The sequence below is a fragment of the Mesorhizobium sp. B3-2-1 genome (genome assembly GCF_006439515.1).
Classification (GTDB): domain Bacteria; phylum Pseudomonadota; class Alphaproteobacteria; order Rhizobiales; family Rhizobiaceae; genus Mesorhizobium.
The window spans coordinates 17,513-39,518 of record NZ_VFTI01000019.1; the positions used below are offsets into that span (position 1 = coordinate 17,513).

Genomic DNA, 22,006 nt, shown 5'->3' on the forward strand with positions numbered 1-22,006 from the left:
TGCGGCATCATGTGGGCGCCGAAACGCTTCGGCGCAACACTTTTCTCACTCGGCCGGTTTACACCGGCTTAAACCAAGGTTTACGCCAGCCTACCCCGCCCGCTTGGCGACAATGAAAATGCGGGGGAAACGCAGCAGCACCTTGCCATCAGCGGTCTTCGGATAGGCCTTGGCGATCTTGGCCGTGTAGCTGTCGAGGAACAGCTTGCGCTCGTCGGCTTCCAGCGGATCGAGAAACGGCTTCAGTCCGGTCGACTTCACCCATTCGACGATCGCCTCGGCGTCGGCCAGCGGATGATTGTAGATGGTGTGCCAGATGTCGAGCCGAGCGGAGAGCGGCGACAGAAGGTCGTAGTAGAACGATACCGGCGGCAGCGGCGCACGGGCCGCGCCCTTTATCTTCGCCGCGAAAGGCATTTGCACCGCGGTCTCCCGCATCAGGCGATGCGAATCCTCGCCCATATTGTCGGGCATCTGGATCGCCAGCGCGCCACCAGGCGCCAGAAAACCCATCAGCCGCTGGAACACCGCTGGATGCGTGGGCAGCCACTGGAACACGGCATTGGCGAAGATGACGTTGACGGGCTCGGCCGGCTGCCATGTCGACGCATCGGCGAGGTCGAAGCTGACATCGGGCAGGCGTGCCCTCGCCTTTTCGATCATGTCAGGCGACGTGTCGAAGCCGCTCACTTGCGCATCCGGCCAACGCTCGACCAGAAGTTCGGTCGAATTGCCCGGCCCGCAGCCGATGTCGACGACGCGGCGCGGAAAATCCACCGGCACCTGGGCCGCGAGGTCACGCGCCGGCCGTGTGCGTTCGTCCTCGAATTTCAGATATTGGGCGGCGGACCAATCAGCCATTTGAGCTCTCCTCGTATCCCTGAGAAATTCGCCGCCCAATGAAGGCCTTACCGCGTCAGCCGCTTGTGCGTCATACGGTGCGGAGCCGCCGCTTCCGCGCCCATGCGGCGCAGCTTGTCCTTCTCGTATTCCTCGAAATTGCCTTCGAACCATTCGACATGCGCGTCGCCCTCGAAGGCAAGCATGTGGGTGGCCATGCGGTCGAGGAACATGCGATCGTGGCTGATGATGACCGCGCAGCCGGCATAGGCTTCCAGCGCGTCTTCCAGCGCGCTCAGCGTTTCCGTATCAAGGTCGTTGGTCGGTTCGTCGAGCAGCAGCACATTGCCGCCGGTCTTCAGCATCTTGGCCAGGTGCACGCGATTGCGCTGGCCGCCCGAGAGATTACCGACCTTCTGCTGTTGGTCGCCGCCACGGAAGTTGAAGGAGGAGCAGTAGGCGCGGCTGTTGACCTCGTGCTTGCCGAGCTTGATGATCTCGGCGCCGCCGGAGATCTCTTCCCACACCGTCTTGTTGGCATCGAGTGCGTCGCGGCTCTGGTCGACATAGCCGAGCCTGACCGTCTCGCCGATGCGGACGGTGCCCGCGTCCGGCTTCTCCTGGCCGGTGAACGTCTTGAACAGCGTCGTCTTGCCGGCGCCGTTCGGGCCGATGACGCCGACAATGCCGCCCGGCGGCAACCTGAACGACAGATCCTCGATCAGGAGCTCGTCGCCAAAGCCCTTATTGAGGCCTTCGACCTCGATGACGACATTGCCGAGACGCTCGCTCGACGGAATGACTATCTGCGTGTCGGTCGGCTTGCGGTTCTGTGACTGCTCGACCAGTTCCTCATAGGCCTTGATGCGCGCCTTGGACTTGGTCTGGCGGGCCTTCGGCGAGGACTGGATCCACTCGCGCTCGCGCCAGATCGACTTCTGGCGGGCGTCGTCCTCGCGGCCTTCCTGGATCAGGCGCTTGGCCTTGGCGTCGAGATATCTGGTGTAGTTGCCCTCGTACGGGATGCCGCGGCCACGATCGAGTTCAAGAATCCAGCCGGTGACGTTGTCGAGGAAGTAGCGGTCGTGGGTGATGATCAGCACCGAGCCCGGATAGTCGCGCAGGTGCTTTTCCAGCCACGCCGTGGTCTCGGCGTCGAGATGGTTGGTCGGTTCGTCGAGCAGAAGCAGATCGGGCTGTTGCAGAAGCAGCCGGCACAGCGCCACGCGGCGACGCTCGCCGCCGGACAGGTTGGTCACCTCGGAATCCGGCGGCGGGCACTGCAGCGCGTCCATCGCCATCTCGACCTGCTGCTCGAGATCCCACAAATTGAGCCGGTCCATCTCATCCTGGAGCTTGGCGGACTCGTCAGCCGTCTCGTCGGAATAATTCATCATCAGCTCGTTGTAGCGCTCGATGATGGCGGTCTTCCTGGCAACGCCGTCCATGACGTTTTCCATCACGGTCTTGCTGTTGTCGAGCTGCGGTTCCTGCGCGAGGTAGCCCACGGTCGCGCCCTCAGCCAGCCAGGCCTCGCCCTGGAACTCTTTGTCAAGCCCGGCCATGATGCGCAGGATCGTGGACTTGCCCGAGCCGTTGGGGCCGAGGATACCGATCTTGGCGTCCGGATAGAAGGACAGATGAACGTTATCGAGCACCTTCTTGGTGCCGTAGGCCTTCGACAGGCCGGACATGTGATAGATGAACTGGCGTGCCACGCGCGCTTTCCCTGAAAAACTGACTGGATTTGCCGAATTGAATGGAGGTTGGCCGCTATGTAGGCGATGCGGCGCCGAACGGCAATCGCTTTTGCCACGTCGAGCCAACCACACGGACATGTGTGCACCGACAGCCAAGTTTTCAACCGGTCGATGGCGCACGGAAATCTCCGGTTAACCCTTGCGGGTCAAAAAAGGATCGGGTTTGGAATCGCCGGCTTGCCGCGATTTCGAGAGAGAGATCGGATCGACGGCATTGCTGAACAGTTTCCTGCTCCTTGCCGAAGCGGTCGTCTACTTCAGCGTCATGGTGACGCTTTTCCGGTTCCGTAAGCGCATCGGCCTTGGCGTCTTCGTCTGCGCCCTCGGCGTCATGCATTTCCTGGAAACCTATCTCGCCAGCGTCTTTTACGTCGCCCTGCCGTTCGGCCTGGTCTCGCCAGGCTCAGCGGTCATGTTTTCGGGAAAGCTGGTCATGCTGCTTCTGCTTTACATCAAGGAAGACGCCGCCACCGTGCGCCAACCGATCTACGGCCTGCTGCTCGGCAATGTGCTGATGATCGGGCTAGTGCTGCTGCTTCGCCTGCACGCCGTCGCACCACTTCCCGATGGCCGGCTCCCCGACATCGGCTTCATCGACGAGATGGGCTGGCTGATGGTGTGGGGCACGACGCTGCTGGTCATCGACGCCATCCTGATCATCCTGCTCTACGAAAAACTTGGGCGCACTTTGCGCAAGGCGCAGTTCGCGCGCATTCTGCTTTCGGTCGCCTGCGTGCTTACCTTCGATCAGGCCGGCTTCTTCACCGCGCTGCATTTCGTTGCCGGCGCGCCGATCGCCGTCTTCTTCGGCGGCTGGTTCGCCAAGATGGCGGCGGCGCTGACTTTCAGCGCCATGCTGGTCGCCTATCTCAAATGGTTCGAGGTCCGGGACGTCCAGATGCCGCGCGGGCTGACCGACATTTTCGAGACGCTGACCTATCGCGAACGCTATGAGGCGTTGGTCGAGCATGTCGGCCGCGATGGCCTCACCGGCCTGCTGCATAGGGGACGCTTCGATGCCGACGGTGAAGCCGCCGTCCAGTCCAGCCTGCGCACGGCGAGGCCGCTCAGCCTGCTCATTGTCGATGTCGACCACTTCAAGTCGATCAACGACCGTTTCGGCCATGCTGAGGGCGACAAGGTGCTGAAGGCGGTCGCGACCGTACTTTGCGAGGCGGCAGGCGCCGAGGACCAGGTGTTCCGGATCGGCGGCGAGGAATTCGCCATCCTGAGTTCGCGTCCGCATTCCCTCGCCAGGCTGTTTGGCGAAAGCGTCCGCACCGCGCTCAAGGCATCGGCCGCCACCAGCCGCTTCGAACTGACCGTTAGCGCCGGTGTTTCCACCGTCAGCGAAACGACGCAGTGCCTGGCCGACCTGTTCGCGCTTGCCGACCAGCGCCTCTACAAGGCGAAATCGACCGGTCGCGACCGCGTCGTCGGTGAACCTGGTGGGCATGGGGCCGACGCCGCCATTGCCTGGACCAGGTCCGCTCAGGTCTAGCTCCCTCCGCGACGGCTTCCCGGAATTGGCGATCCCGCACTTACTGGAAGCCGATCGGATCAACCGTGCCGGTCGGGCAACCGGCCTTGTTGGTCGGCACCGAGGCCAGCAGCAGGTCCTTGAGCGAGCTGTTGGGGCCGATCGGACCGGCAAGGCCGAGCGTCAGTTCGCCGATCAGCCGCCGGCCACTCGACGGATCGATAAGGCAGGACACACGCACCCGGTCCCCCGCCCCTGCGCCGAAGGCCTGGTCGAAGGCACCGCGGATCTGGTCCGCCGTCAGCTTGCCACCGATGTTCTTGGCGAAGAGGTCGCGCACGGGCGAGCTGTTGACCTCACGCATCAGATGGAGGGCGTCGGAAAAATACTCCTGCTGGCTTTTGCCGTAGCAGGTGCCGTGCTTGATCCATTCATGTCGTTCCAGCTTCGAGGCGGTGCCCGGCATCACCTTGTCGAGCTCGGTGCGGGTGTCCGCATCGAGGTTGACCGGTGGCAGGTCCTGCCAGTGGGCCGGACTGTCATTGGCCTTGTCGCTGGCCGAAGCCTGGCAATAGAAATTGCCGTTCGGCTGCGGCCACAGGCCGTGCAGTGTGAAATTGGTGGCATCAAACTCGCTGGGATTTTGCGCCTTGCATTCGGTCTTGTTCGACTTGGTCTCGCAGAAGGCCGGCTGCCAGCTCAACGCGAAGACATATTCGGGCTTTCCCGCGGGCGCGGGCTTGCCTTGCCCGCTCGGTGCAGCCGGCACGGTCGCGGCACTGCTGCCCGAAAGATGACCGCAGCTCACCTTCACCCAGCGGCGCTCGGGATCGGCGCCCGGCACCAGAATGAGGTAGTGGGTCGGAGCGTCCTTGTTGCCGGCCAGCAATTGGTAGGTCTTGCCCGCATCGGTCGAGACACTGCCGGGGTTCTTGCCGTTCTTAATCGCCTGCGTCGCCGGACAGGCAGCGTCGGCCACGAAGGTGCCGCTCATCTTGACGTCGGCATGCGCCGCGCCTGCCAGCGATCCCGCCAGCAAGGCCAATCCGAAAACAACAGCAATGCGCATGGAGAATCCCCTGCTGGAAAGTGGGCGACAGACTGAAGCTGTCTCCATGTCAGAATTGCGATATTTTGCAGGCCCCTGGCAAGAAAGATCGTCGCGGAAAAGCCGGCAGGCCGGATTGACGCAAATCTGGCACCGGCGCACAGGTTGGACATCACGAGGGCGGAGCCAGGGGGAGACCAGCGGCATGCCATTCAGCCAGCAGCGCGTGGTCCGCTCGCCGACCGGCGCCGACCTCAATCTGTTCGTCCGGCAGGCCGACGGCTCTCCACGCGCAGTGGTCCAGATCAATCATGGCCTGGCCGAACATGCCGCGCGCTACGATCGCTTCGCCGGTTTCCTGGCCGACCGGGGCTTCCATGTCTATATCCACGACCACCGTGGCCATGGCGCGACCAAGGCGCCCGACGCGCCGCTCGGCAGATTCGCCGACAAGGACGGCCCCGCCAAGGTGGTCGCCGATGTCGACGCCGTCCACGATCTCATCGCCCGGGAGCAGCCTGACCTGCCGGTGATCCTTTTCGGCCACTCGATGGGCGCGTCCGTGGCGCTGAACTACCTGTTACGCCACTCAGGGCGCGTTCATGCGGCGGCGATCTGGAACGGCAATTTCTCGCAAGCCCTGCTCGGCCAGGTGGCGCTCGGTATTCTCGCCTGGGAACGGATGCGGCTGGGCTCCGATGTCCCGTCGCGCCTGCTGCCGAAACTCACCTTCCAGGCCTGGGGCAAGGCGGTGCCCAACCATCGCACGCTGTTCGACTGGCTGTCGCGCGACGAGGCGGAGGTGGCGAAATATATCGCCGATCCGCTCTGCGGCTGGGATGCCTCCATTTCAATGTGGCGCGATGTGATCGCCATGGCGCTGAACGGCGGCAAGGATGCAGGCTTTGCCACTATGCGCCGCGACATCCCTGTCGCCATCGTCGGCGGCGAAAAGGACCCGGCCTCGGACTACGGCAAAGGCATCACCCATCTCGCCAATCGCATGCGCAAGATGGGCTTTTCGAAACTGGTTTCAAAGGTTTACGCCGACACCCGCCACGAAAGCCTGAACGAGGTGAACCGCGACATCATCATGGCGAATTTCGCCACCTGGGCGGACACTGTCTTGAAAGCGTGACGGGTTGGCCCATTGCAAGGACCGTGACAGCCGCTGCCGGGCTTGATAGAGGCTCTGCTTTCGCAGCAATCAGGATGATTGCGGCAAACACGGTGATTTATGGCCGAACCCCCGCTGAAAGGCATCCGCGTCGTCGAACTCGCCCGCATTCTTGCCGGGCCCTGGGCCGGGCAGTTGCTTGCCGATCTCGGCGCCGATGTCATCAAGGTCGAGAGCCCCGATGGCGGCGACGACACCCGCAAATGGGGTCCGCCCTTCGTCATGAGCCATGACGGCGAGAACCTGTCGGCCGCCTATTACCATTCCTGCAATCGCGGCAAGCGCTCCATCGCCATCGATTTCTCGACGCCGGAAGGCGCCGAGACCGTGCGCCGGCTGGTCGCGACGGCGGATGTGCTGATCGAGAACTTCAAGCTCGGCGGCCTGAAGAAATACGGGCTCGACCATGACAGCCTTCGCAAGATCAACCCTCGCCTGGTCTACTGCTCCATCACCGGCTTCGGTCAGGACGGGCCCTATGCGCCACGCGCGGGCTACGACTTCATCATCCAGGCCATGGCCGGCATGATGTCGATCACCGGCGAAGCCGGCCGCGAGCCGCAGAAGGCCGGCGTCGCCATCTCGGATATCTTCACCGGCCTTTATTCGGTCATCGCCATCCAGGCCGCCTTGCGTCATGCCGAACAGACCGGCGAAGGCCAGCGCATCGACATGGCGCTGTTCGACACGCAAATCTCAGCGCTCGGCAACCAGAACCTCAACTATCTCGTTTCCGGCAAGTCGCCGGTGCAGATGGGCAATGCGCATATGAACATTGCCCCCTACGAAGTGCTCCCGGTCAGGGACGGCCACATCATCCTGGCTGTCGGCAACGACGGCCAGTTCGCCAAGTTCTGCGCTGCGGTCGGGCTGGACGATTTGCCGGCCAATCCCGATTTCACCACCAATCCGGCCCGCGTCGCCAACCGCGTGGAACTTCGCGCACGCATTATCGAGGCGCTGAAGATTTTTGATCGCGATCCGCTGCTGGCGAAGCTCGAAGCCGCCAGCGTGCCGGCAAGCCCGATCAACACGATCGGCCAGATGTTCGCCGATCCGCAGACCATTGCCCGCGGCATGCGGCTCGATCTCGACGACGGCCATGGCAATCGCCTGCCGTCGGTGCGCGCGCCGATGGTGATGTCCGAAACGCCGCTCGTCTACGAGCGCCCCTCGCCGCGCCTTGGCGAGCACACTGACGAAATCCTTGCCGAACTGGAGAAGTCTGGGAAATGAAGACCGGTGGACAACTGATCGTCGACGCCCTCGAAGCCAACGGCACCGACCGCATCTTCTGCGTGCCGGGCGAATCCTACCTTGCGGTGCTTGATGCGCTGCATGATTCCTCGATCCGCACCATCGTCTGCCGCCAGGAAGGTGGCGCCGCCATGATGGCTGATTGTCAGGGCCGGCTGACCGGCAGGCCCGGCATCTGTTTCGTCACCCGCGGCCCCGGCGCCACCAACGCTTCGGCAGGCATCCACATCGCCATGCAGGATTCGGTTCCGCTCATCCTGTTCATCGGCCAGGTCGCCAGCCACGCCAAGGAGCGCGAAGCGTTCCAGGAAGTGGACTATGTCAGGTTCTTCGGCGACATCGCCAAATGGGTGGTCGAGATCGACGACGCCTCGCGCATCCCCGAATTCGTTACCCGCGCCTTCGCGACAGCGACGTCGGGCCGCCCCGGCCCGGTCGTCGTCTCGCTGCCGGAGGATATGCTGACCAGTATCGTCGAAGCGCCGCAAGCACTTCAGCACACGCCGGTCGAGACCTATCCCGGCGAGGCCGAACTCGACGCACTGGAGACGCTGCTTGCCGGCGCGAAGCGTCCCATCGTCATCCTTGGCGGCACGCGCTGGAACGCTGACGCCGTGGCGCGGATGCATGAGATTGCCGAGGCCTGGTCGCTTCCTGTCGGCTGTTCCTTCCGGCGCCAGATGCTGTTCGACCACCTTCATCCGAACTATGCCGGCGATGTCGGCATCGGCATCAATCCGAAGCTGGCGACAGCGATCAAGCAGGCGGACCTCGTGCTGCTGATCGGAGGCCGCATGGGCGAGATGCCCTCTTCCGACTACACGCTGCTGAAAAGCCCCTACCCCGACCAGACGCTGGTGCACGTCCATGCGGACGCCAGCGAACTCGGCCGGGTCTACCGCCCGACGCTGGCGATCAATGCCTCGCCAGCGGCTTTCGTCGAGGCCTTCGCCAAGCGCAAGCCGGCCGGAACGCCATCATGGGCGGCCGAGACACCCAGGCATCACGCTGCCTATCTCGAATGGTCGACGCCACCACAGACCGGCCCCGGCGCGGTGCAGATGGGTCCGATCATGGACTATCTGGAAAAAGTGTTGCCCGACGATACCATCCTGACCAATGGCGCCGGCAATTATGCGACTTGGGTTCATCGCTTCCACCGTTCCCGCCGCTTCGGCACGCAGGCCGCGCCGACGTCGGGCTCGATGGGTTACGGCACGCCGGCGGCGGTCGCCGCCAAGGCGCTTTATCCGGAGCGCACCGTGGTTGCGTTTGCCGGCGACGGCTGCTTCCTGATGAACGGCCAGGAATTCGCCACCGCCGTACAGTACAACCTGCCGATCATCGTGATTGTCGTCAACAACGGCATTTACGGCACCATCCGCATGCACCAGGAGCGCGAATATCCCGGGCGTGTCGTCGGCACCGATCTGAAGAACCCCGATTTCGCGGCACTTGCCCGCGCCTATGGCGGCCATGGCGAGACGGTGGAGAAGACAGCTGATTTCGCGCCTGCCTTCGAGCGCGCGCGAACCAGCGGCAAGCCGGCGATCGTCGAGATCAGGCTCGATCCCGAGGCAATCACGCCGACCCGGACGATGACCCAGATACGCGACAAGGTTTAAGGGCCGCCAGGCTGAATTCCCTGGCGCGCCCGTCTGTCCCGCTGGGCTTCGGCTCCTTCGGCTCCTCCTACATCGCCTTTTCGATCTGACCGCGGATCTCGCCGTCCTTGTGGGCCGCCGTATGCACGTTGACGTAATATTTGCCGGCCTCCAGATCAGCGGCCTGCGCATCCGTCAGCGTCGCCGACCCCTTGATCGGGCTCTTGAGCTTGCCTTTGAACGGGATCACGGGGTCCGCGTTTTCACCCATTGCCGCCGGGCCGTGGATATGCGCGGCCACCGCCGGGCCGCTGAGGCCGGAATACTTCACGTTCCAGCTGAGCTTCTTCTTCGTGGTGTCGAAGGTGAGAGTGGCCGTCCCCTTGCCCTTCGTGGTGACGGGCGGGCTCTGCTGGCCGCCATCCAGGGTCGCCTTGTATTTTACCATCTCGGCCATGGCCGGTGATGCGAACAGGAAAGCGGTGGAAATGGCGAGCGCCGATAGCGCCGGCAGGAAGGAGTGTGCGCGCATGAAGAACCTCCGATTGCAACAAGCATCCGTCACGGTCCCCCGACGCGCGCATGCTTCAATGCAACGGCTGGTTGGCATAATGTATCCCCGCACACGGTTTTGTGATCGGAGCGAATGGAAAAGGGGCGGTCGCCCGCCCCTTTTGGTGTCAGCCGTCAAAACGGTCGCAGGCGCTGTTGATTGCGCCTGCCAGGTTTATTTGACCGCCTTGTCGGTGATGGCGGTGGTGTAGGCGCCGGTCGGCTCCTTGGTGATGATCTTCTGGTCGAGCAGCGCCTTGGCGGTGCGCTCGTAGGTCGCCGGATCGAGCTTGCCGTCGGCGTTGTCGATCAGCTTGGCGACCTCGCTCATCATCCGCTTCTGGTGGTTCTCGTCCTGGCCGCCGCCATCCATGACGATGCCAGCAGCCTCGTCGTTGTTGTCGATGGCGTATTTCCAGCCCTTCATCGAAGCGCGCACGAAACGCACCATCTTGTCCTCGAAGGCTGGATCCTTGAGCTTGTCTTCCGACGCGTAGAGCCCGTCCTCGAGCAGGTCGTTGCCCATGGCCGAGTAGTTGAACACGGTGAGCTGTTCGGGCTTGTAGCCGGCGTCGATCAGCTGCCAGTACTCATTGTAGGTCATGACAGAGATGCAGTCGGCCTGCTTCTGGATCAGCGGCTGCACGTCGAAACTCTGCTTGAGAACGGTGACGCCATCGGGGCCGCCATCGGTCTTTAGGCCAAGCTTGTTCATCCAGGCGTAGAACGGATATTCGTTGCCGAAGAACCAGACGCCCAGCGTATGACCCTTGAAGTCGGCTTCGCTCTTGATCGGGCCGTCCTTCGGGCAGACCAGTTCCATGCCGGCCTTCTTGAACGGCTGGGCGATGTTGACCAGTGGCACGCCCTTTTCGCGCGCGGCGAGCGCGCCGCCCATCCAGTCGACGATGACGTCGGCGCCGCCGCCGGCGATCACCTGCTCTGGCGCGATATCGGGGCCACCCGGCTTGATGTCGACGTCGAGGCCTTCGGCGTCATAGAAACCCTTGGCCTTGGCGACATAGTAGCCGGCAAACTGCGCCTGCGTGACCCATTTCAGCTGCAAGGTCACCTTGTCGGCGGCCATTGCCTGGAAAGCGGCCAGCGACATCGCGCCGGCCAGAACTGGAATAATAAGTCTTTTCATTTTTTTACCCTCTGAAGTTAGTGCCTTAAACCCACCGCCCCTATCCACCACGGACAGAGGGATGCCAAAACGTGACGGCCCTTTCGACAAGGGCGACCACGCCATAAAAGACCGAACCCGCAAGTGCTGCAACTGCGATTTCGGCCCAGACCATGTCGATGTTCATCCGCCCGACCTCGGTCGAAATGCGGAATCCCATGCCGACGACTGGCGTGCCGAAGAACTCGGCGACGATGGCGCCGATCAGCGCCAGCGTGGAATTGATCTTCAGCGCGTTGAAGATGAAAGGCGCCGCCGCCGGCAGCCGCAGCTTGACGAGCGTCGGCCAATAGCCGGACGCATAGGTGCGCATCAGGTCGCGCTCCATATGGCCGGACGCGGCGAGCCCGGCGACGGTGTTCACCAGCATAGGAAAGAAGGTCATGATGATGACCACAGCCGCCTTGGACTGCCAGTCGAAACCGAACCACATGACCATGATCGGCGCCACGCCGATGATCGGCAGCGCCGAGACCATGTTGCCGATCGGCAAGAGCCCGCGCCGCAGGAACGCCACGCGGTCGGCGAGAACAGCGGTGACGAAGCCCGCGCCGCTGCCCACGACATAACCGAAGAGCACCGCCTTGAAGATGGTCTGCCGGACATCGGCACCGAGCACCGGCAGCGAACTGGCGATGCGCGCGCCGATGGCGCTCGGCGGCGGCAACAGGATGAAGGGAATGCCGGCGCCCCGCGTGACGGCCTCCCAGATGATCAGGATCCACGCGCCGAAGATTGCAGGGATGATCAGGCGCAGCGCGGTCCGTGCCCAGCTTGCCGTAGGGCGCAGTCCAGACAAGACCGCGACGCAACGCCAGCCAAGCAGCCAGCCGGCCCCGAGCAGCAGGAAATATGGCGCCCGCGCCAGACCTTCGAAGCCGGCAATGCCGCCGATGAGCAACCAGGCCGCCAGATGCGCACCGATGAAAAGCACGACGGCTTCGACCACGGGCGGTACTTTGGCCATCGGGATCAAAGCGGCGAGAAGCAGCGCGCCAAAGATCAGCCAGCTCGTGGCTGCATAGGGATAGATCAACGTCCCCGCGGGCTGCGCCAGCGGATCCACTTTTGGCGCCGCGATCGCTCCGAGCGCAACCGCGATAAGGCACAGCAGGATCGCCAACGCCGCTTGCCAGGAAGGTTTCAGCCGGTTCATGCCGGCCTCCCGCCCATCGCGCTGTCAACAATGCGCCCGGCGATGCCAACCACCATCACCAGCAGCGCCGCCACGATGGAGCCGGCGACCAGCGCCGACCAGATGTCGATGGACTGGCTGTAATAGGCGCCTGCCAACAGCTTGGCGCCGATGCCGGCGACCGCGCCGGTCGGCAGTTCGCCGACGATGGCGCCGACCAGGCTCGCCGCCACCGCCACCTTCATCGAGGTGAACAGGAACGGCACCGAGGCCGGCACGCGCAATTTCCAAAAGGTCTGCGCGCGGCTGGCATTGTAGGTATGCATCAGGTCGAGATGCATAAGTTCGGGCGAGCGCAGCCCCTTCACCATGCCGACGGTGACCGGGAAGAACGACAAATATGTCGAGATCATCGCCTTCGGGATCAGGCCAGTGATGCCGATGGCCGCCAGCACGACGATGATCATCGGCGCCACCGCCAGGATCGGAATGGTCTGCGAGGCGATGATCCACGGCATCAGGCTGCGGTCGAGCGTCGCCACATGGACGATGCCGACGGCGATGACGATGCCGAGCGCGGTGCCGAAGGCAAAGCCGAGCAGCGTCGACGACAGCGTTACCCAGGCGTTGTAGACCAGGCTGCGGTTCGAGGTGATGGGCCGCAGAAAAGTGTTCTCGAAGAAATTCACCGCCACCTGATGCGGTGCCGGCAGCGTCGGCTTCGGCTGCGACAGCGTCTTGCCGATGAATTCGACGGTGCCTGGCGTTTCGTTTGCGCGGGTATCGAGATCGCGCTGGAACGGCGCGTTGAGGATGACGGCGAAAACGTACCAGAGCACAATGACGCCCGCGAGGATCGAGGTGACCGGGATGAGCTTGTCGCGGAAGGTGTCCATCTAGCGATCCTCGCCGGGCTGGCGCCCTCCTCTCCCCAACGGGGAGAGGGTGGCCGGAGCGAAGCGGAGGTCGGGTGAGGGGGTAGAAATCTTTCCGTCAAGGCAAGCCAAGATCGTATCAAGGACCGCTCGGCGCTCGGCCAACACTTCGTGGTTCCAGAATCTCAGAACGGAATACCCTTGGCCGTTCAGCCAAGCGGTTCTCACGGCATCGGCTGGGGAATCCGCGTGCTGGCTGCCGTCAAGTTCGACAATCAGGCCGTTCTCGCGGCAAACGAAATCGGCGATGAAGGGTCCGAGAGGCACTTGCCTCACAAATTTGTAACCGTTGAGATGACGGCCTCTCAGTTCGCCCCAAAGTCTGTATTCAGCCTCGGTCTCGTCAACCCGCAGCCTTCGGGCGCGTTCGGTTGCCCCGACCTTCCTTTTGGTCGGATCTGTCGGCGCTGCCCCCTCACCCGACCTCCGCTTCGCTCCGGCCACCCTCTCCCCGTGGGGGAGAGGAGGAAGCTCATCCTGCCCCCACTCAATCATCATAACTATGCCCTGCCCTCAAGCCATCGCGCACGCGCGCGGCGATCGCCAGGAACTCCGGCGTCTCGCGGATGTCGAGCGGCCGCTCCTTCGGCAGCGTCGATTCGATGACATCGCTGACCCGGCCCGGACGCGGCGACATGACGACGATGCGCGTCGACAGGTAGACGGCTTCGGGAATGGAGTGGGTGACGAAGCAGATGGTCTTGTTGGTCCTGCCCCACAATTCCAGCAATTGCTCGTTGAGATGGTCGCGCACGATCTCGTCCAGCGCGCCGAATGGCTCGTCCATCAGCAGGAGGTCGGCGTCGAAGGCAAGCGCACGCGCGATCGAGGCGCGCTGCTGCATGCCGCCGGAAAGCTGCCAGGGATACTTCTTCTCGAAGCCACTGAGATTGACAAGGTCGAGCGTGCGCTTGATGCGCTCCGCCTGCTCGGCCCTGGACAGGCCCATGATCTCCAGCGGCAGCGCGACATTGCGTTCGATGGTGCGCCAGGGAAACAGGGCGGCGGCCTGGAAGACATAGCCGTAGGCGCGTTTCTCGCGCGCCTGTTCCGGCGTCATGCCGTTGACCGAAATCGCCCCCGAGGTCGGCTTTTCCAGATCGGCGATGACGCGCAGCAAAGTGGTCTTGCCGCAGCCCGACGGCCCGATGAAGGAGACGAACTCACCCTTGCCGATGGTCAGGTCGACATTGGACAGCGCCTGCACCGGCCCGTCATTGGTCTGGAAGGTGAGGCCAAGTTTGTTTGCCGAAACGACGGCTGGCGAAGTTCCCGTCATCGGTTGCGGCCTGCCTGTTCCCGCGGCGCCGTCCCGATTCCGATTGCTTTTATCGCGATGTTGTTTTCCATTCGACCCGTCCCATTGGCCTTCAGTCCTGCTGACTTTGTTCCACTCAACCGACGCCCGGAGTTTCCCGATGTCGCCTAAACCCACTTGTCATCTTATCCGCCCTGAAAGCACTTATGAAGGCAAGCAGGGTCTGACCTATTTCGCCGGCATCGCCACCGAGTCGGTCGGCTCTTCCGGCATCTGCATGCACGTGCTCACCATGCCGCCCGGCGCCCGCGCCAAGGCGCATCTGCACGAGAACCATGAAACGGCGATCTACGTGCTCTCCGGCGAGGTCCATACCTGGTATGGCGACCGGCTGGAGCATCACATCGTCGTCAAGGCCGGTGACCTCTTCTACATTCCCGCAGGGGTGCCGCATTTGCCTGCCAATCTGAGCAACGCCCCCTCCTCCGCCGTCATCGCCCGCACCGACCCCAACGAACAGGAAAGCGTCGTCCTGTTGCCGGAACTGGATGCGCTGGTCGCCTGAGACCGGCATTGGCCGGTGGGCAGTCCGCATGGGGAATGCAGGTAGAACAATTGCCTCAGGCCGGCGCCGCCCCTCGTCGCCCTGCCGGGCACTTCTCCCCGTATAGTGACGGGGAGAAGGGCGATGAGTGCGACCTCGGTGCTCTTTCTGGCAACGCAGGCGATTGGCGAAATCCTTCGCGACGGCGTTGCCGCCATCGCGGGAGCAAGAGTCCGCATCCTCAAACCCCGGTCGCCGGAATGCCGGTCCGCTCGACCTTGCGCGGCGCGGTGATCTCTTTCCAGGTCGACAGCGCCCGGTTGACCGCGGCGTTCGGCTCGCGGCCGACGAACTGGCCATGGCCGGGCTTTGCCTTCACCTCGGCTTCCTCGATCGACAACTCGCCGCGCGAGAAGACGAAGCGCGGCAGACCCGTCACCTCGACGCCTTCGAAGACGTTGTAGTCGATGACAGACTGCTGCTTCTTCGAAGAAATTGTCTTTTTGCGCTGGGGATCCCAGACGATGATGTCGGCATCGGCGCCTTCGACGATGGCTCCCTTTTTCGGATACATGTTGAGGATCTTGGCGATGTTGGTCGAGGTCACCGCGACGAACTCGTTCATCGTCAGCCGCCCGGTGTTGACGCCCTTGGTCCACAGCACCGGCAGCCGGTCCTCGAGACCGCCTGTGCCGTTGGGGATCTTGGTGAAATTGCCGACGCCGAAGCGCTTCTGCTCGGTGGTGAAGGCGCAATGGTCTGTCGCCACCACCTGCAGCGATCCGGCCTGCAAGCCGGCCCACAGAGAATCCTGGTGCAACTTGTTGCGGAAGGGCGGGCTCATCACGCGGCGCGCCGCATGGTCCCAGTCCTTGTCGAAATACTCGCTCTCGTCCAGCGTCAGGTGCTGGATCAGCGGCTCGCCGAACACGCGCATGCCTTTCTGGCGGGCCCGGCGGATCGCCTCGTGGCTCTGCTCGCAGGAGACGTGCACGACATAGAGCGGCACGCCGGCCATGTCGGCGATCATGATGGCGCGATTGGTCGCCTCGCCCTCCACTTCCGGTGGGCGAGAATAGGCATGCCCTTCGGGGCCATTGTTCCCGGCGGCGAGCAGCTTCTGCGACAGAGCGGCGACCACATCGCCATTCTCGGCATGCACCAGCGGCAGTGCGCCGAGGTCGGCGCAGCGCTGGAACGACGCGTACATCTCGTCGTCGTCGACCATCAGCGCGCCCTTGTAAGCCATGAAGTGCTTGAACGAGGTGATGCCCTTGTCGACCACCGTGGCCATCTCGTCGAACACCTGCTTGCCCCACCAGGTGATCGCCATGTGGAAGGAATAATCGCAGGCAGCCTTCGAGGTCTTGTTGTCCCACATCTGCAAGGCCTCGAGCAGCGATTGCTGTGGGGACGGCAGGCAGAAATCGACCACCATGGTGGTGCCGCCGGCAAGGGCCGCACGGGTGCCGGATTCGAAATCGTCGGCGGAATAGGTGCCCATGAAGGGCATTTCAAGATGGGTATGCGGATCGATGCCACCCGGCATCACATAGCAACCGGTGGCATCATACTCATGGTCGCCATGCAGGCCCGAGCCGATGGCGACGATCTTGCCGTGCTGCATCAGCACGTCGGCCTTCCACGTGCGATCGGCGGTGACGATGGTGCCGTTCTTGATGACTTTGGTCATTTTGCTGTTCCCTGTTCTTCTCTTCGCGCTTCTTGGTGAGCGACGTTTGAAGGTAAGTCTCTTGGCTCACTCCGCGATGACGGCCGTCTCCACCACCGCGTGGAACAGAACGTCGGCTCCGGCCGCGGCCCATTCCTTGGTGATCTCTTCCGCCTCGTTGTGGCTCAACCCATCCACGCAAGGGCACATCACCATGGCGGTCGGCGCGACGCGATTGATCCAGCAGGCGTCGTGGCCGGCACCTGAGACGATGTTGCGGTGCGTATAGCCAAGCCGATCGGCGGCATCGCGGATCGCCTTGACGCAGCCCTTGTCGAAAGTGACCGGATCGAAATGACCGACCTGCTCGATTTCGTATCGGATGTCGAGCGCGTCGCAGATCGTGTCGATGCCTTCGCGGATGCGGCCATCCATGGCGTCGAGCACTTCCTTCTCCGGCGAGCGGATGTCGATGGTGAAGACGGTACGTCCGGCGATGATGTTGCGCGAGTTGGGATAGACCTCCATGTGGCCGACCGCGCCGACGGCATCGGGCTGGTAGTCCATGGCGATCTCGTGCACCAGTTCGATTACACGAGCCATGCCGAGCCCGGCATTGCGGCGCTTGGGCATCGGCGTCGAACCGGTATGCGCTTCCTTGCCGGTCAGCGTCACCTGTAGCCATTTCAGGCCCTGGCCGTGGGTGACGACGCCGATGTCGATGTCTTCGTCCTCCAGGATCGGGCCCTGTTCGATATGCAGTTCGAAGAAAGCATGGATCTTGCGATCGCCGACCTTCTCGGTGCCCTTCCAGCCGATGCGCTCCAGTTCCTCGCCGAATTTCTTGCCGTTCTTGTCCGTGTGCTTGTAGACATCGGCCTGGTCGAGCACGCCGGCAAACACGCCGGACGCCATCATGGCGGGAGCGAAGCGCGCGCCCTCCTCGTTGGTCCAGTTGGTGACGACGATCGGATGTTTCGTCTTGATGTCGAGATCGTTGAGCGAGCGCACGATCTCAAGGCCGCCGAGAACGCCGAGAACGCCGTCATACTTGCCGCCGGTCGGCTGCGTATCGAGATGGCTGCCGACATAGACCGGCGGCAGGCTGGGGTCGGTGCCTTCGCGGCGGGCAAACATGGTGCCCATCTCGTCGACGCCCATTTCGAGCCCGGCCGCATCGCACCAGCGCTTGAACAGGTGCCGGCCCTCGCCGTCCTCGTCGGTCACGGTCTGGCGATTGTTGCCGCCGGCAATGCCGGGGCCGATCTTCGCCATCTCCATGATGGAATCCCACAAGCGGTCTGAATTGATTCGCAGATTTTCGCCGGGTGCGGCCATCTCGAGTTCCCATCTACACCAGGAGTCTTGTCGCCCCTTGAGTGATTTGCATCCTGACCGTATGGTCAGCTTTCAGACTACACAACCTGACCAAGCGGTCAACTAGAATCTTGGGGAAGACATGACCGAAGCCACCCGCCCCATGCGGCGCCAGGACATCCGCCGGGAGAACGAAAAAGCCATTCTCGTCGCCGCCGAAAAGGTATTCGCCGAGGCGGGGTTTGGCGGCGCCACGATGCAGTTGATCGCCGATCTGGCGGGTTTGCCAAAGGCAAATCTCCACTACTATTTCGCCACCAAGGAAGAGCTCTACCGATCCGTCGTCCAGAACATTTTTGAAATCTGGCTACAGGCCGCCAATTGCTTCGACGCGGCGCGCGGGCCGATAGACGGCATCAGTGCCTATATCGACGCCAAGATGGAAATATCGCGCCGCCATCCGGACGGCTCCAAGGTCTGGGCTTCTGAAGTGATGCACGGTGCGCCGGTGCTTCAGGACTATATGGAATCGACGCTGCGCGAATGGACCGACGGTCGGGTCGAGATCATCAGGCGCTGGATCGAGGAACGCAAGATGGACCCGGTGGATCCGCGCCACCTGCTCTACATGCTTTGGGCGGCGACCCAGCATTATGCCGATTTCGGCCATCAGATCGAGACGCTCAACGGCGGCAAGCCTCTGTCCGACCGGCAATGGCGGGAAGCCAAGGAAAATATCAAACGGGTGATCCTGACCGGAATCGGCGCCCGGCCCGCCTGACTGCGGCCGCCCTTTGCCACAATAGATTCAGGTCAGCGCGGCGCCGCGCTGACCTGCCGGTTTGCGGCCACTCTCGCCTGCATCGGGAGGTGGCCGCGGTAGTGCCTCAGTCGATCGACCGCAGCACTTCGCGCACATGGTCGATCAGTTCGTTGATCTGGCCCTTGGTGATGATCAGCGGCGGCGACAGCGCGATGATGTCGCCGGTGGTGCGGATCAGCGCGCCGCGCTCGAACGCCTTGACGAAGGCCGAGAAGGCCCGCTTGGTCGGGCTGCCGGCGATCGGCGCCAGCTCGATCGCGCCGATCAGGCCGATGTTCCTGATGTCGATGACATGCGGCTCGCCCTTCAGCGAATGCAGCGCGTCTTCCCAGTAAGGCGCCAGTTCCTCGCCACGCGTCAGCAGGCCCTCTTCCTTGTAGGTGTCGAGCGTTCCGAGTGCTGCCGCACAGGCGATCGGATTGCCCGAATAGGTGTAGCCGTGGAAGAACTCGATCATGTGCTCCGGGCCGGTCATGAAGGCGTCGTGGATTTCCTTCTTCACGAACACCGCGCCCATCGGGATGACGCCATTGGAGACGCCCTTGGCGGTGGTCATGATGTCGGGCGTCACGCCGAAATAGTCGGCGGCGAACGGTGCACCGAGACGGCCGAAACCGGTGATGACCTCGTCGAAGATCAACAGGATGCCGTGCTTGGTGCAGATTTCGCGCAGCTTCTCCAGGTAGCCCTTCGGCGGCAGGATGACGCCGGTGGAGCCGGCGACCGGCTCGACGATGACGGCGGCGATGGTCGAGGCGTCATGCAGGGCGACGATACGCTCCAGCTCGTTGGCGAGTTCCGCGCCATGCTCCGGCACGCCTTTCGAAAACGCATTCTTCTCCGGCAGATGCGTGTGCGGCATATGGTCGACGCCGCCCAGCAGTGTGCCGAACATCTTGCGGTTGGTAACGATGCCGCCGACCGAGATGCCACCGAAATTGACACCGTGATAACCGCGCTCGCGACCAATGAGGCGGGTGCGTGAGCCCTCGCCCTTCACGCGGTGATAGGCGATCGCCATCTTCAGCGCCGTCTCGACCGATTCCGAACCGGAATTGGTGAAGAACACATGGTCCATGCCCTTGGGCGCGACATCGACCAGGCGGTTGGCCAGCTCGAACACGATCGGATGGCCCATCTGGAAGGCAGGCGCATAGTCGAGTTCGGCGGCCTGATGCTGGATCGCCTCCGTGATCTTCGGACGGCAATGGCCGGCATTGACGCACCACAGGCCGGCGGTGCCGTCCAGCACCTTGCGGCCGTCGCTGGTCGTGTAATGCATGTCCTTGGCGGACACGAACATGCGCGGCGCCTGCTTGAACTGCCGGTTTGCCGTGAACGGCATCCAGAATGCGCTGAGATCGTTCGGCGTGACTTTCAGCCGGTTGGACATGACCAAGACTTCCCCTTGTAACCTGTTTCGCTGCGTCCAACGCTTGGTCTTTGCCGCGCATTCATGCTACGCAAATTTTGACCGATTGGACAAACGTTAGCACCGCCCTGTCGGCGGTCAATGGATTACTAGCGGAAATGCGGCTCCTGAAGTGCGTTCCACAGGCTGGAGAAAAACTGGTCCAGAGAATTGGTCCAGATGACCGTCTATGCGAGGGGCCGCAACGGTGACCACGAGCACGCAAGCCCCTCGCCGCACACGCATCCAGCAGGAAAAGCGCGAACTGATCCTGGAGGCCGCGCTCGAAATGTTCTCCACCAACGGCTTCCGCGGCTCGACCATCGACCAGATCGCCGAAGCCGCCGGCATGTCGAAGCCGAACCTGCTCTACTATTTCCGCCGCAAGGAAGACATTCACGAGACATTGATGGAGCGGCTGCTCGAAACCTGGCTGGCGCCGCTCAGGGAACTCGACGACATCGGCGATCCCCTGACCGAATTGCGCAGCTACATCAGGCGCAAGCTGGAAATGGCGCGCGATTTTCCGCGCGAGAGCCGGCTGTTCGCCAACGAGATCCTGCAGGGAGCGCCACGCATCATGCCGCTGCTGGTGGGCGAGTTGAAGACATTGGTCGACGAGAAAGCCGCCGTCATCAAGGGCTGGATGCGCGCCGGCAAGATCGCCCGGACCGATCCCTGGCACCTGATCTTCTCGATCTGGGCGACGACGCAGCATTATGCCGATTTCGACGTCCAGGTCCGCGCCGTGCTGGGACCAAACCGCGGCGGCGACGGCCGCTTCGAGGACGCTGCCCGCTTCCTGGAGCAATTGTTCCTCGATGGGCTGAAGCCTAAGGGCTAGCGGTCGACCCACCGATTGCTTGGTTGCTGCTGACCGTGGAGGTTAGCCGAGGCGCTCATCATTTCGTCATCCACGGGCGAAGCAAGGAGCGTAGCGACGCAGCGCAGACCCGACGATCCATTCCGTGCCTTGGAAGCGCCGCTACGGTCCAGAATCCTGCACCGCTGCATCCCGCGGCAAAGGTAACGGAATGGATCCTCGGGTCTGCGCGTCCGCTTTGCTCCCGCTCCGCCCATGGATGACGAAGCTGAGGGATCTCAGGCGCTGCGCCGTTCGGCCGGCATCGCGTCGAGCAATTGTTGCAGCTTGGCGATCGAGTTCTGCTCGGCGAGCGGCGTGTAGACGATCAGCCGCATGTCCGAGCCGTCGTCGATCGACAGGCTCATATGCTCGAAAGCCATCAAGCCTGCCTTGGGATGCCGGACGTGCTTCACGCCGGTCAGTTTTCGCGCCACATCGCGCCGGGGCCACCAGTCGCGGAACTCGGGACTTGAGTTCATCATCAGCGCGATCAGCCTGTCGAAATCGGGATCGCCGACATATTTGGCGCTTTCGGCACGAAACGAGGCGAGCACCACGCGGGCGAGTTCTTCCCAGTCGACCAGCAGGCGGCGGTGGTGCGGGTTGGTGAACACCATGTGGACGATATTTCTGCTATCGCCCTCCAGCAGGCCATAGTCGCCGAACACCGCCACGGCCGCTTCGTTCCAGGCAAGAACGTCCCAACGCCGGCCGACGACATAGGCGGGCTGCAGCACCAGGCTTTGCAGCATATGCAACAGCGTGGCGTCGACCTTCTCGGGCGCCGCCACACGACGTTCCGGCTGCTGGCGGCCGGCCAGAATGAACAGATGCCGCTTCTCGACGGCGTCGAGGCGCAAAGCCTCGCAGAGCGCCACCAGCACTTCCACCGACGGCCGCACGTCCCTGCCCTGTTCGAGCCAGGTGTACCAGGTGGTGCCGACACCGGCGATCATCGCCACTTCCTCACGCCGCAGACCCGGCGTGCGCCGTCGCGGACCTGTCGCGATGCCGGTGGCCGATGGCGTCAGCCTTTCCCGGCGCGAACGCAGGAAGGCGCCGAGTTCGCGCCGGCGGCTCTCGTCGGTTGATCGGGTGGAGGCAGCGGGAACGTCCATGCCGGCCATTATAGCAGTATTGAT

Annotated in this window: 20 protein-coding genes; 7 read left to right on the forward strand and 13 right to left on the reverse strand. The window is 63.1% G+C overall.

What is annotated here, in order from left to right:
- Positions 1-90: 90 nt before the first annotated feature.
- Positions 91-861 carry a trans-aconitate 2-methyltransferase gene (tam, locus tag FJW08_RS19815; protein WP_140758997.1) on the reverse strand — a complete coding sequence of 257 codons (771 nt, stop codon included), beginning with the start codon at positions 859-861 and terminating at the stop codon, positions 91-93.
- A gap of 47 nt (positions 862-908) precedes the next feature.
- Positions 909-2,558 carry an energy-dependent translational throttle protein EttA gene (gene ettA / locus FJW08_RS19820; protein ID WP_140758998.1) on the reverse strand — a complete coding sequence of 550 codons (1,650 nt, stop codon included), beginning with the start codon at positions 2,556-2,558 and terminating at the stop codon, positions 909-911.
- Positions 2,559-2,814: 256 nt separating this feature from the next.
- Between ettA and FJW08_RS19825 the strand changes: the two genes are divergently transcribed.
- The gene (locus tag FJW08_RS19825; RefSeq protein WP_140812019.1) at positions 2,815-4,101 is read left to right on the forward strand and encodes a GGDEF domain-containing protein; all 1,287 of its coding nucleotides are present in this window, start codon (positions 2,815-2,817) and stop codon (positions 4,099-4,101) included.
- 40 nt (positions 4,102-4,141) lie between these two features.
- Here the strand turns inward: FJW08_RS19825 and FJW08_RS19830 are convergent, their stop codons facing one another.
- Positions 4,142-5,149 (reverse strand): ribonuclease, encoded by a 1,008-nt coding sequence (locus FJW08_RS19830; protein ID WP_140811943.1) that lies wholly within the window; start codon positions 5,147-5,149, stop codon positions 4,142-4,144.
- Between the two features lie 184 nt (positions 5,150-5,333).
- On the opposite strand from FJW08_RS19830, the gene FJW08_RS19835 reads away from it, so the two are divergent.
- The 3 genes from FJW08_RS19835 (at position 5,334) to FJW08_RS19845 (ending at position 9,187) form a co-directional block, all read left to right on the forward strand.
- Positions 5,334-6,266, forward strand: coding sequence for an alpha/beta hydrolase (locus tag FJW08_RS19835; RefSeq protein WP_140811944.1), 933 nt, complete (start codon positions 5,334-5,336; stop codon positions 6,264-6,266).
- 99 nt (positions 6,267-6,365) lie between these two features.
- Entirely contained in the window at positions 6,366-7,541 is a 1,176-nt protein-coding gene (locus FJW08_RS19840; RefSeq protein WP_140811945.1) for a CaiB/BaiF CoA-transferase family protein, read from the forward strand.
- Positions 7,538-9,187, forward strand: coding sequence for a thiamine pyrophosphate-binding protein (locus FJW08_RS19845; protein ID WP_140811946.1), 1,650 nt, complete (start codon positions 7,538-7,540; stop codon positions 9,185-9,187). The genes FJW08_RS19840 and FJW08_RS19845 overlap by 4 nt, the downstream gene beginning before the upstream one ends.
- Positions 9,188-9,254: 67 nt before the next feature.
- Here the strand turns inward: FJW08_RS19845 and FJW08_RS19850 are convergent, their stop codons facing one another.
- The 6 genes from FJW08_RS19850 to FJW08_RS19875 form a co-directional block, all read right to left on the reverse strand.
- The gene (locus tag FJW08_RS19850; protein WP_140759003.1) at positions 9,255-9,698 is read right to left on the reverse strand and encodes a CHRD domain-containing protein; all 444 of its coding nucleotides are present in this window, start codon (positions 9,696-9,698) and stop codon (positions 9,255-9,257) included.
- Positions 9,699-9,893: 195 nt separating this feature from the next.
- On the reverse strand, positions 9,894-10,865 hold the full coding sequence (locus FJW08_RS19855; protein WP_140811947.1) for an ABC transporter substrate-binding protein: 972 nt from the start codon (positions 10,863-10,865) through the stop codon (positions 9,894-9,896).
- Between the two features lie 40 nt (positions 10,866-10,905).
- Positions 10,906-12,060, reverse strand: coding sequence for an ABC transporter permease (locus tag FJW08_RS19860; protein WP_140811948.1), 1,155 nt, complete (start codon positions 12,058-12,060; stop codon positions 10,906-10,908).
- Positions 12,057-12,935, reverse strand: a complete 879-nt coding sequence (locus FJW08_RS19865; protein WP_140811949.1) for an ABC transporter permease — start codon at positions 12,933-12,935, stop codon at positions 12,057-12,059. Before FJW08_RS19865 ends, FJW08_RS19860 begins: the two co-directional genes overlap by 4 nt.
- Positions 12,936-13,418, reverse strand: coding sequence for an endonuclease domain-containing protein (locus tag FJW08_RS19870; RefSeq protein WP_224592480.1), 483 nt, complete (start codon positions 13,416-13,418; stop codon positions 12,936-12,938).
- A 43-nt stretch (positions 13,419-13,461) separates the two neighbouring features.
- Positions 13,462-14,253 (reverse strand): ABC transporter ATP-binding protein, encoded by a 792-nt coding sequence (locus FJW08_RS19875; RefSeq protein WP_140759008.1) that lies wholly within the window; start codon positions 14,251-14,253, stop codon positions 13,462-13,464.
- 139 nt (positions 14,254-14,392) lie between these two features.
- Between FJW08_RS19875 and FJW08_RS19880 the strand changes: the two genes are divergently transcribed.
- Complete coding sequence (locus FJW08_RS19880) at positions 14,393-14,797, forward strand: cupin domain-containing protein (RefSeq protein ID WP_015317160.1); 405 nt, start codon at positions 14,393-14,395, stop codon at positions 14,795-14,797.
- Positions 14,798-15,017: 220 nt separating this feature from the next.
- On the opposite strand, the gene hydA is transcribed toward FJW08_RS19880, so the two are convergent.
- The gene (hydA, locus tag FJW08_RS19885) at positions 15,018-16,469 is read right to left on the reverse strand and encodes a dihydropyrimidinase (RefSeq protein WP_140811950.1); all 1,452 of its coding nucleotides are present in this window, start codon (positions 16,467-16,469) and stop codon (positions 15,018-15,020) included.
- 66 nt (positions 16,470-16,535) lie between these two features.
- On the reverse strand, positions 16,536-17,786 hold the full coding sequence (locus FJW08_RS19890; protein WP_140811951.1) for a Zn-dependent hydrolase: 1,251 nt from the start codon (positions 17,784-17,786) through the stop codon (positions 16,536-16,538).
- A gap of 121 nt (positions 17,787-17,907) precedes the next feature.
- Between FJW08_RS19890 and FJW08_RS19895 the strand changes: the two genes are divergently transcribed.
- Entirely contained in the window at positions 17,908-18,546 is a 639-nt protein-coding gene (locus FJW08_RS19895) for a TetR/AcrR family transcriptional regulator (RefSeq protein ID WP_140811952.1), read from the forward strand.
- A 106-nt stretch (positions 18,547-18,652) separates the two neighbouring features.
- Here the strand turns inward: FJW08_RS19895 and FJW08_RS19900 are convergent, their stop codons facing one another.
- On the reverse strand, positions 18,653-19,981 hold the full coding sequence (locus FJW08_RS19900) for an aspartate aminotransferase family protein (protein WP_140811953.1): 1,329 nt from the start codon (positions 19,979-19,981) through the stop codon (positions 18,653-18,655).
- 226 nt (positions 19,982-20,207) lie between these two features.
- Here FJW08_RS19900 and FJW08_RS19905 point away from each other — a divergent pair, with 226 nt between their 5' ends.
- Positions 20,208-20,843 carry a TetR family transcriptional regulator C-terminal domain-containing protein gene (locus FJW08_RS19905; RefSeq protein ID WP_140811954.1) on the forward strand — a complete coding sequence of 212 codons (636 nt, stop codon included), beginning with the start codon at positions 20,208-20,210 and terminating at the stop codon, positions 20,841-20,843.
- A gap of 257 nt (positions 20,844-21,100) precedes the next feature.
- Here FJW08_RS19905 and FJW08_RS19910 read toward each other — a convergent pair whose 3' ends face one another.
- Positions 21,101-21,982, reverse strand: coding sequence for a helix-turn-helix transcriptional regulator (locus FJW08_RS19910; RefSeq protein ID WP_140759014.1), 882 nt, complete (start codon positions 21,980-21,982; stop codon positions 21,101-21,103).
- Between the last annotated feature and the right edge of the window lie 24 nt (positions 21,983-22,006).

Coding starts and splice junctions, on each gene's coding strand:
- tam (WP_140758997.1), bottom strand. CDS start 861: ATGGCTGATTGGTCCGCCGCCCAATATCTGAAATTCGAGGACGAACGC.
- FJW08_RS19830 (WP_140811943.1), bottom strand. CDS start 5,149: ATGCGCATTGCTGTTGTTTTCGGATTGGCCTTGCTGGCGGGATCGCTG.
- FJW08_RS19835 (WP_140811944.1), top strand. CDS start 5,334: ATGCCATTCAGCCAGCAGCGCGTGGTCCGCTCGCCGACCGGCGCCGAC.
- FJW08_RS19840 (WP_140811945.1), top strand. CDS start 6,366: ATGGCCGAACCCCCGCTGAAAGGCATCCGCGTCGTCGAACTCGCCCGC.
- FJW08_RS19845 (WP_140811946.1), top strand. CDS start 7,538: ATGAAGACCGGTGGACAACTGATCGTCGACGCCCTCGAAGCCAACGGC.
- FJW08_RS19850 (WP_140759003.1), bottom strand. CDS start 9,698: ATGCGCGCACACTCCTTCCTGCCGGCGCTATCGGCGCTCGCCATTTCC.
- FJW08_RS19855 (WP_140811947.1), bottom strand. CDS start 10,865: ATGAAAAGACTTATTATTCCAGTTCTGGCCGGCGCGATGTCGCTGGCC.
- FJW08_RS19860 (WP_140811948.1), bottom strand. CDS start 12,060: ATGAACCGGCTGAAACCTTCCTGGCAAGCGGCGTTGGCGATCCTGCTG.
- FJW08_RS19865 (WP_140811949.1), bottom strand. CDS start 12,935: ATGGACACCTTCCGCGACAAGCTCATCCCGGTCACCTCGATCCTCGCG.
- FJW08_RS19875 (WP_140759008.1), bottom strand. CDS start 14,253: ATGACGGGAACTTCGCCAGCCGTCGTTTCGGCAAACAAACTTGGCCTC.
- FJW08_RS19880 (WP_015317160.1), top strand. CDS start 14,393: ATGTCGCCTAAACCCACTTGTCATCTTATCCGCCCTGAAAGCACTTAT.
- hydA (WP_140811950.1), bottom strand. CDS start 16,469: ATGACCAAAGTCATCAAGAACGGCACCATCGTCACCGCCGATCGCACG.
- FJW08_RS19890 (WP_140811951.1), bottom strand. CDS start 17,786: ATGGCCGCACCCGGCGAAAATCTGCGAATCAATTCAGACCGCTTGTGG.
- FJW08_RS19895 (WP_140811952.1), top strand. CDS start 17,908: ATGACCGAAGCCACCCGCCCCATGCGGCGCCAGGACATCCGCCGGGAG.
- FJW08_RS19900 (WP_140811953.1), bottom strand. CDS start 19,981: ATGTCCAACCGGCTGAAAGTCACGCCGAACGATCTCAGCGCATTCTGG.
- FJW08_RS19910 (WP_140759014.1), bottom strand. CDS start 21,982: ATGGACGTTCCCGCTGCCTCCACCCGATCAACCGACGAGAGCCGCCGG.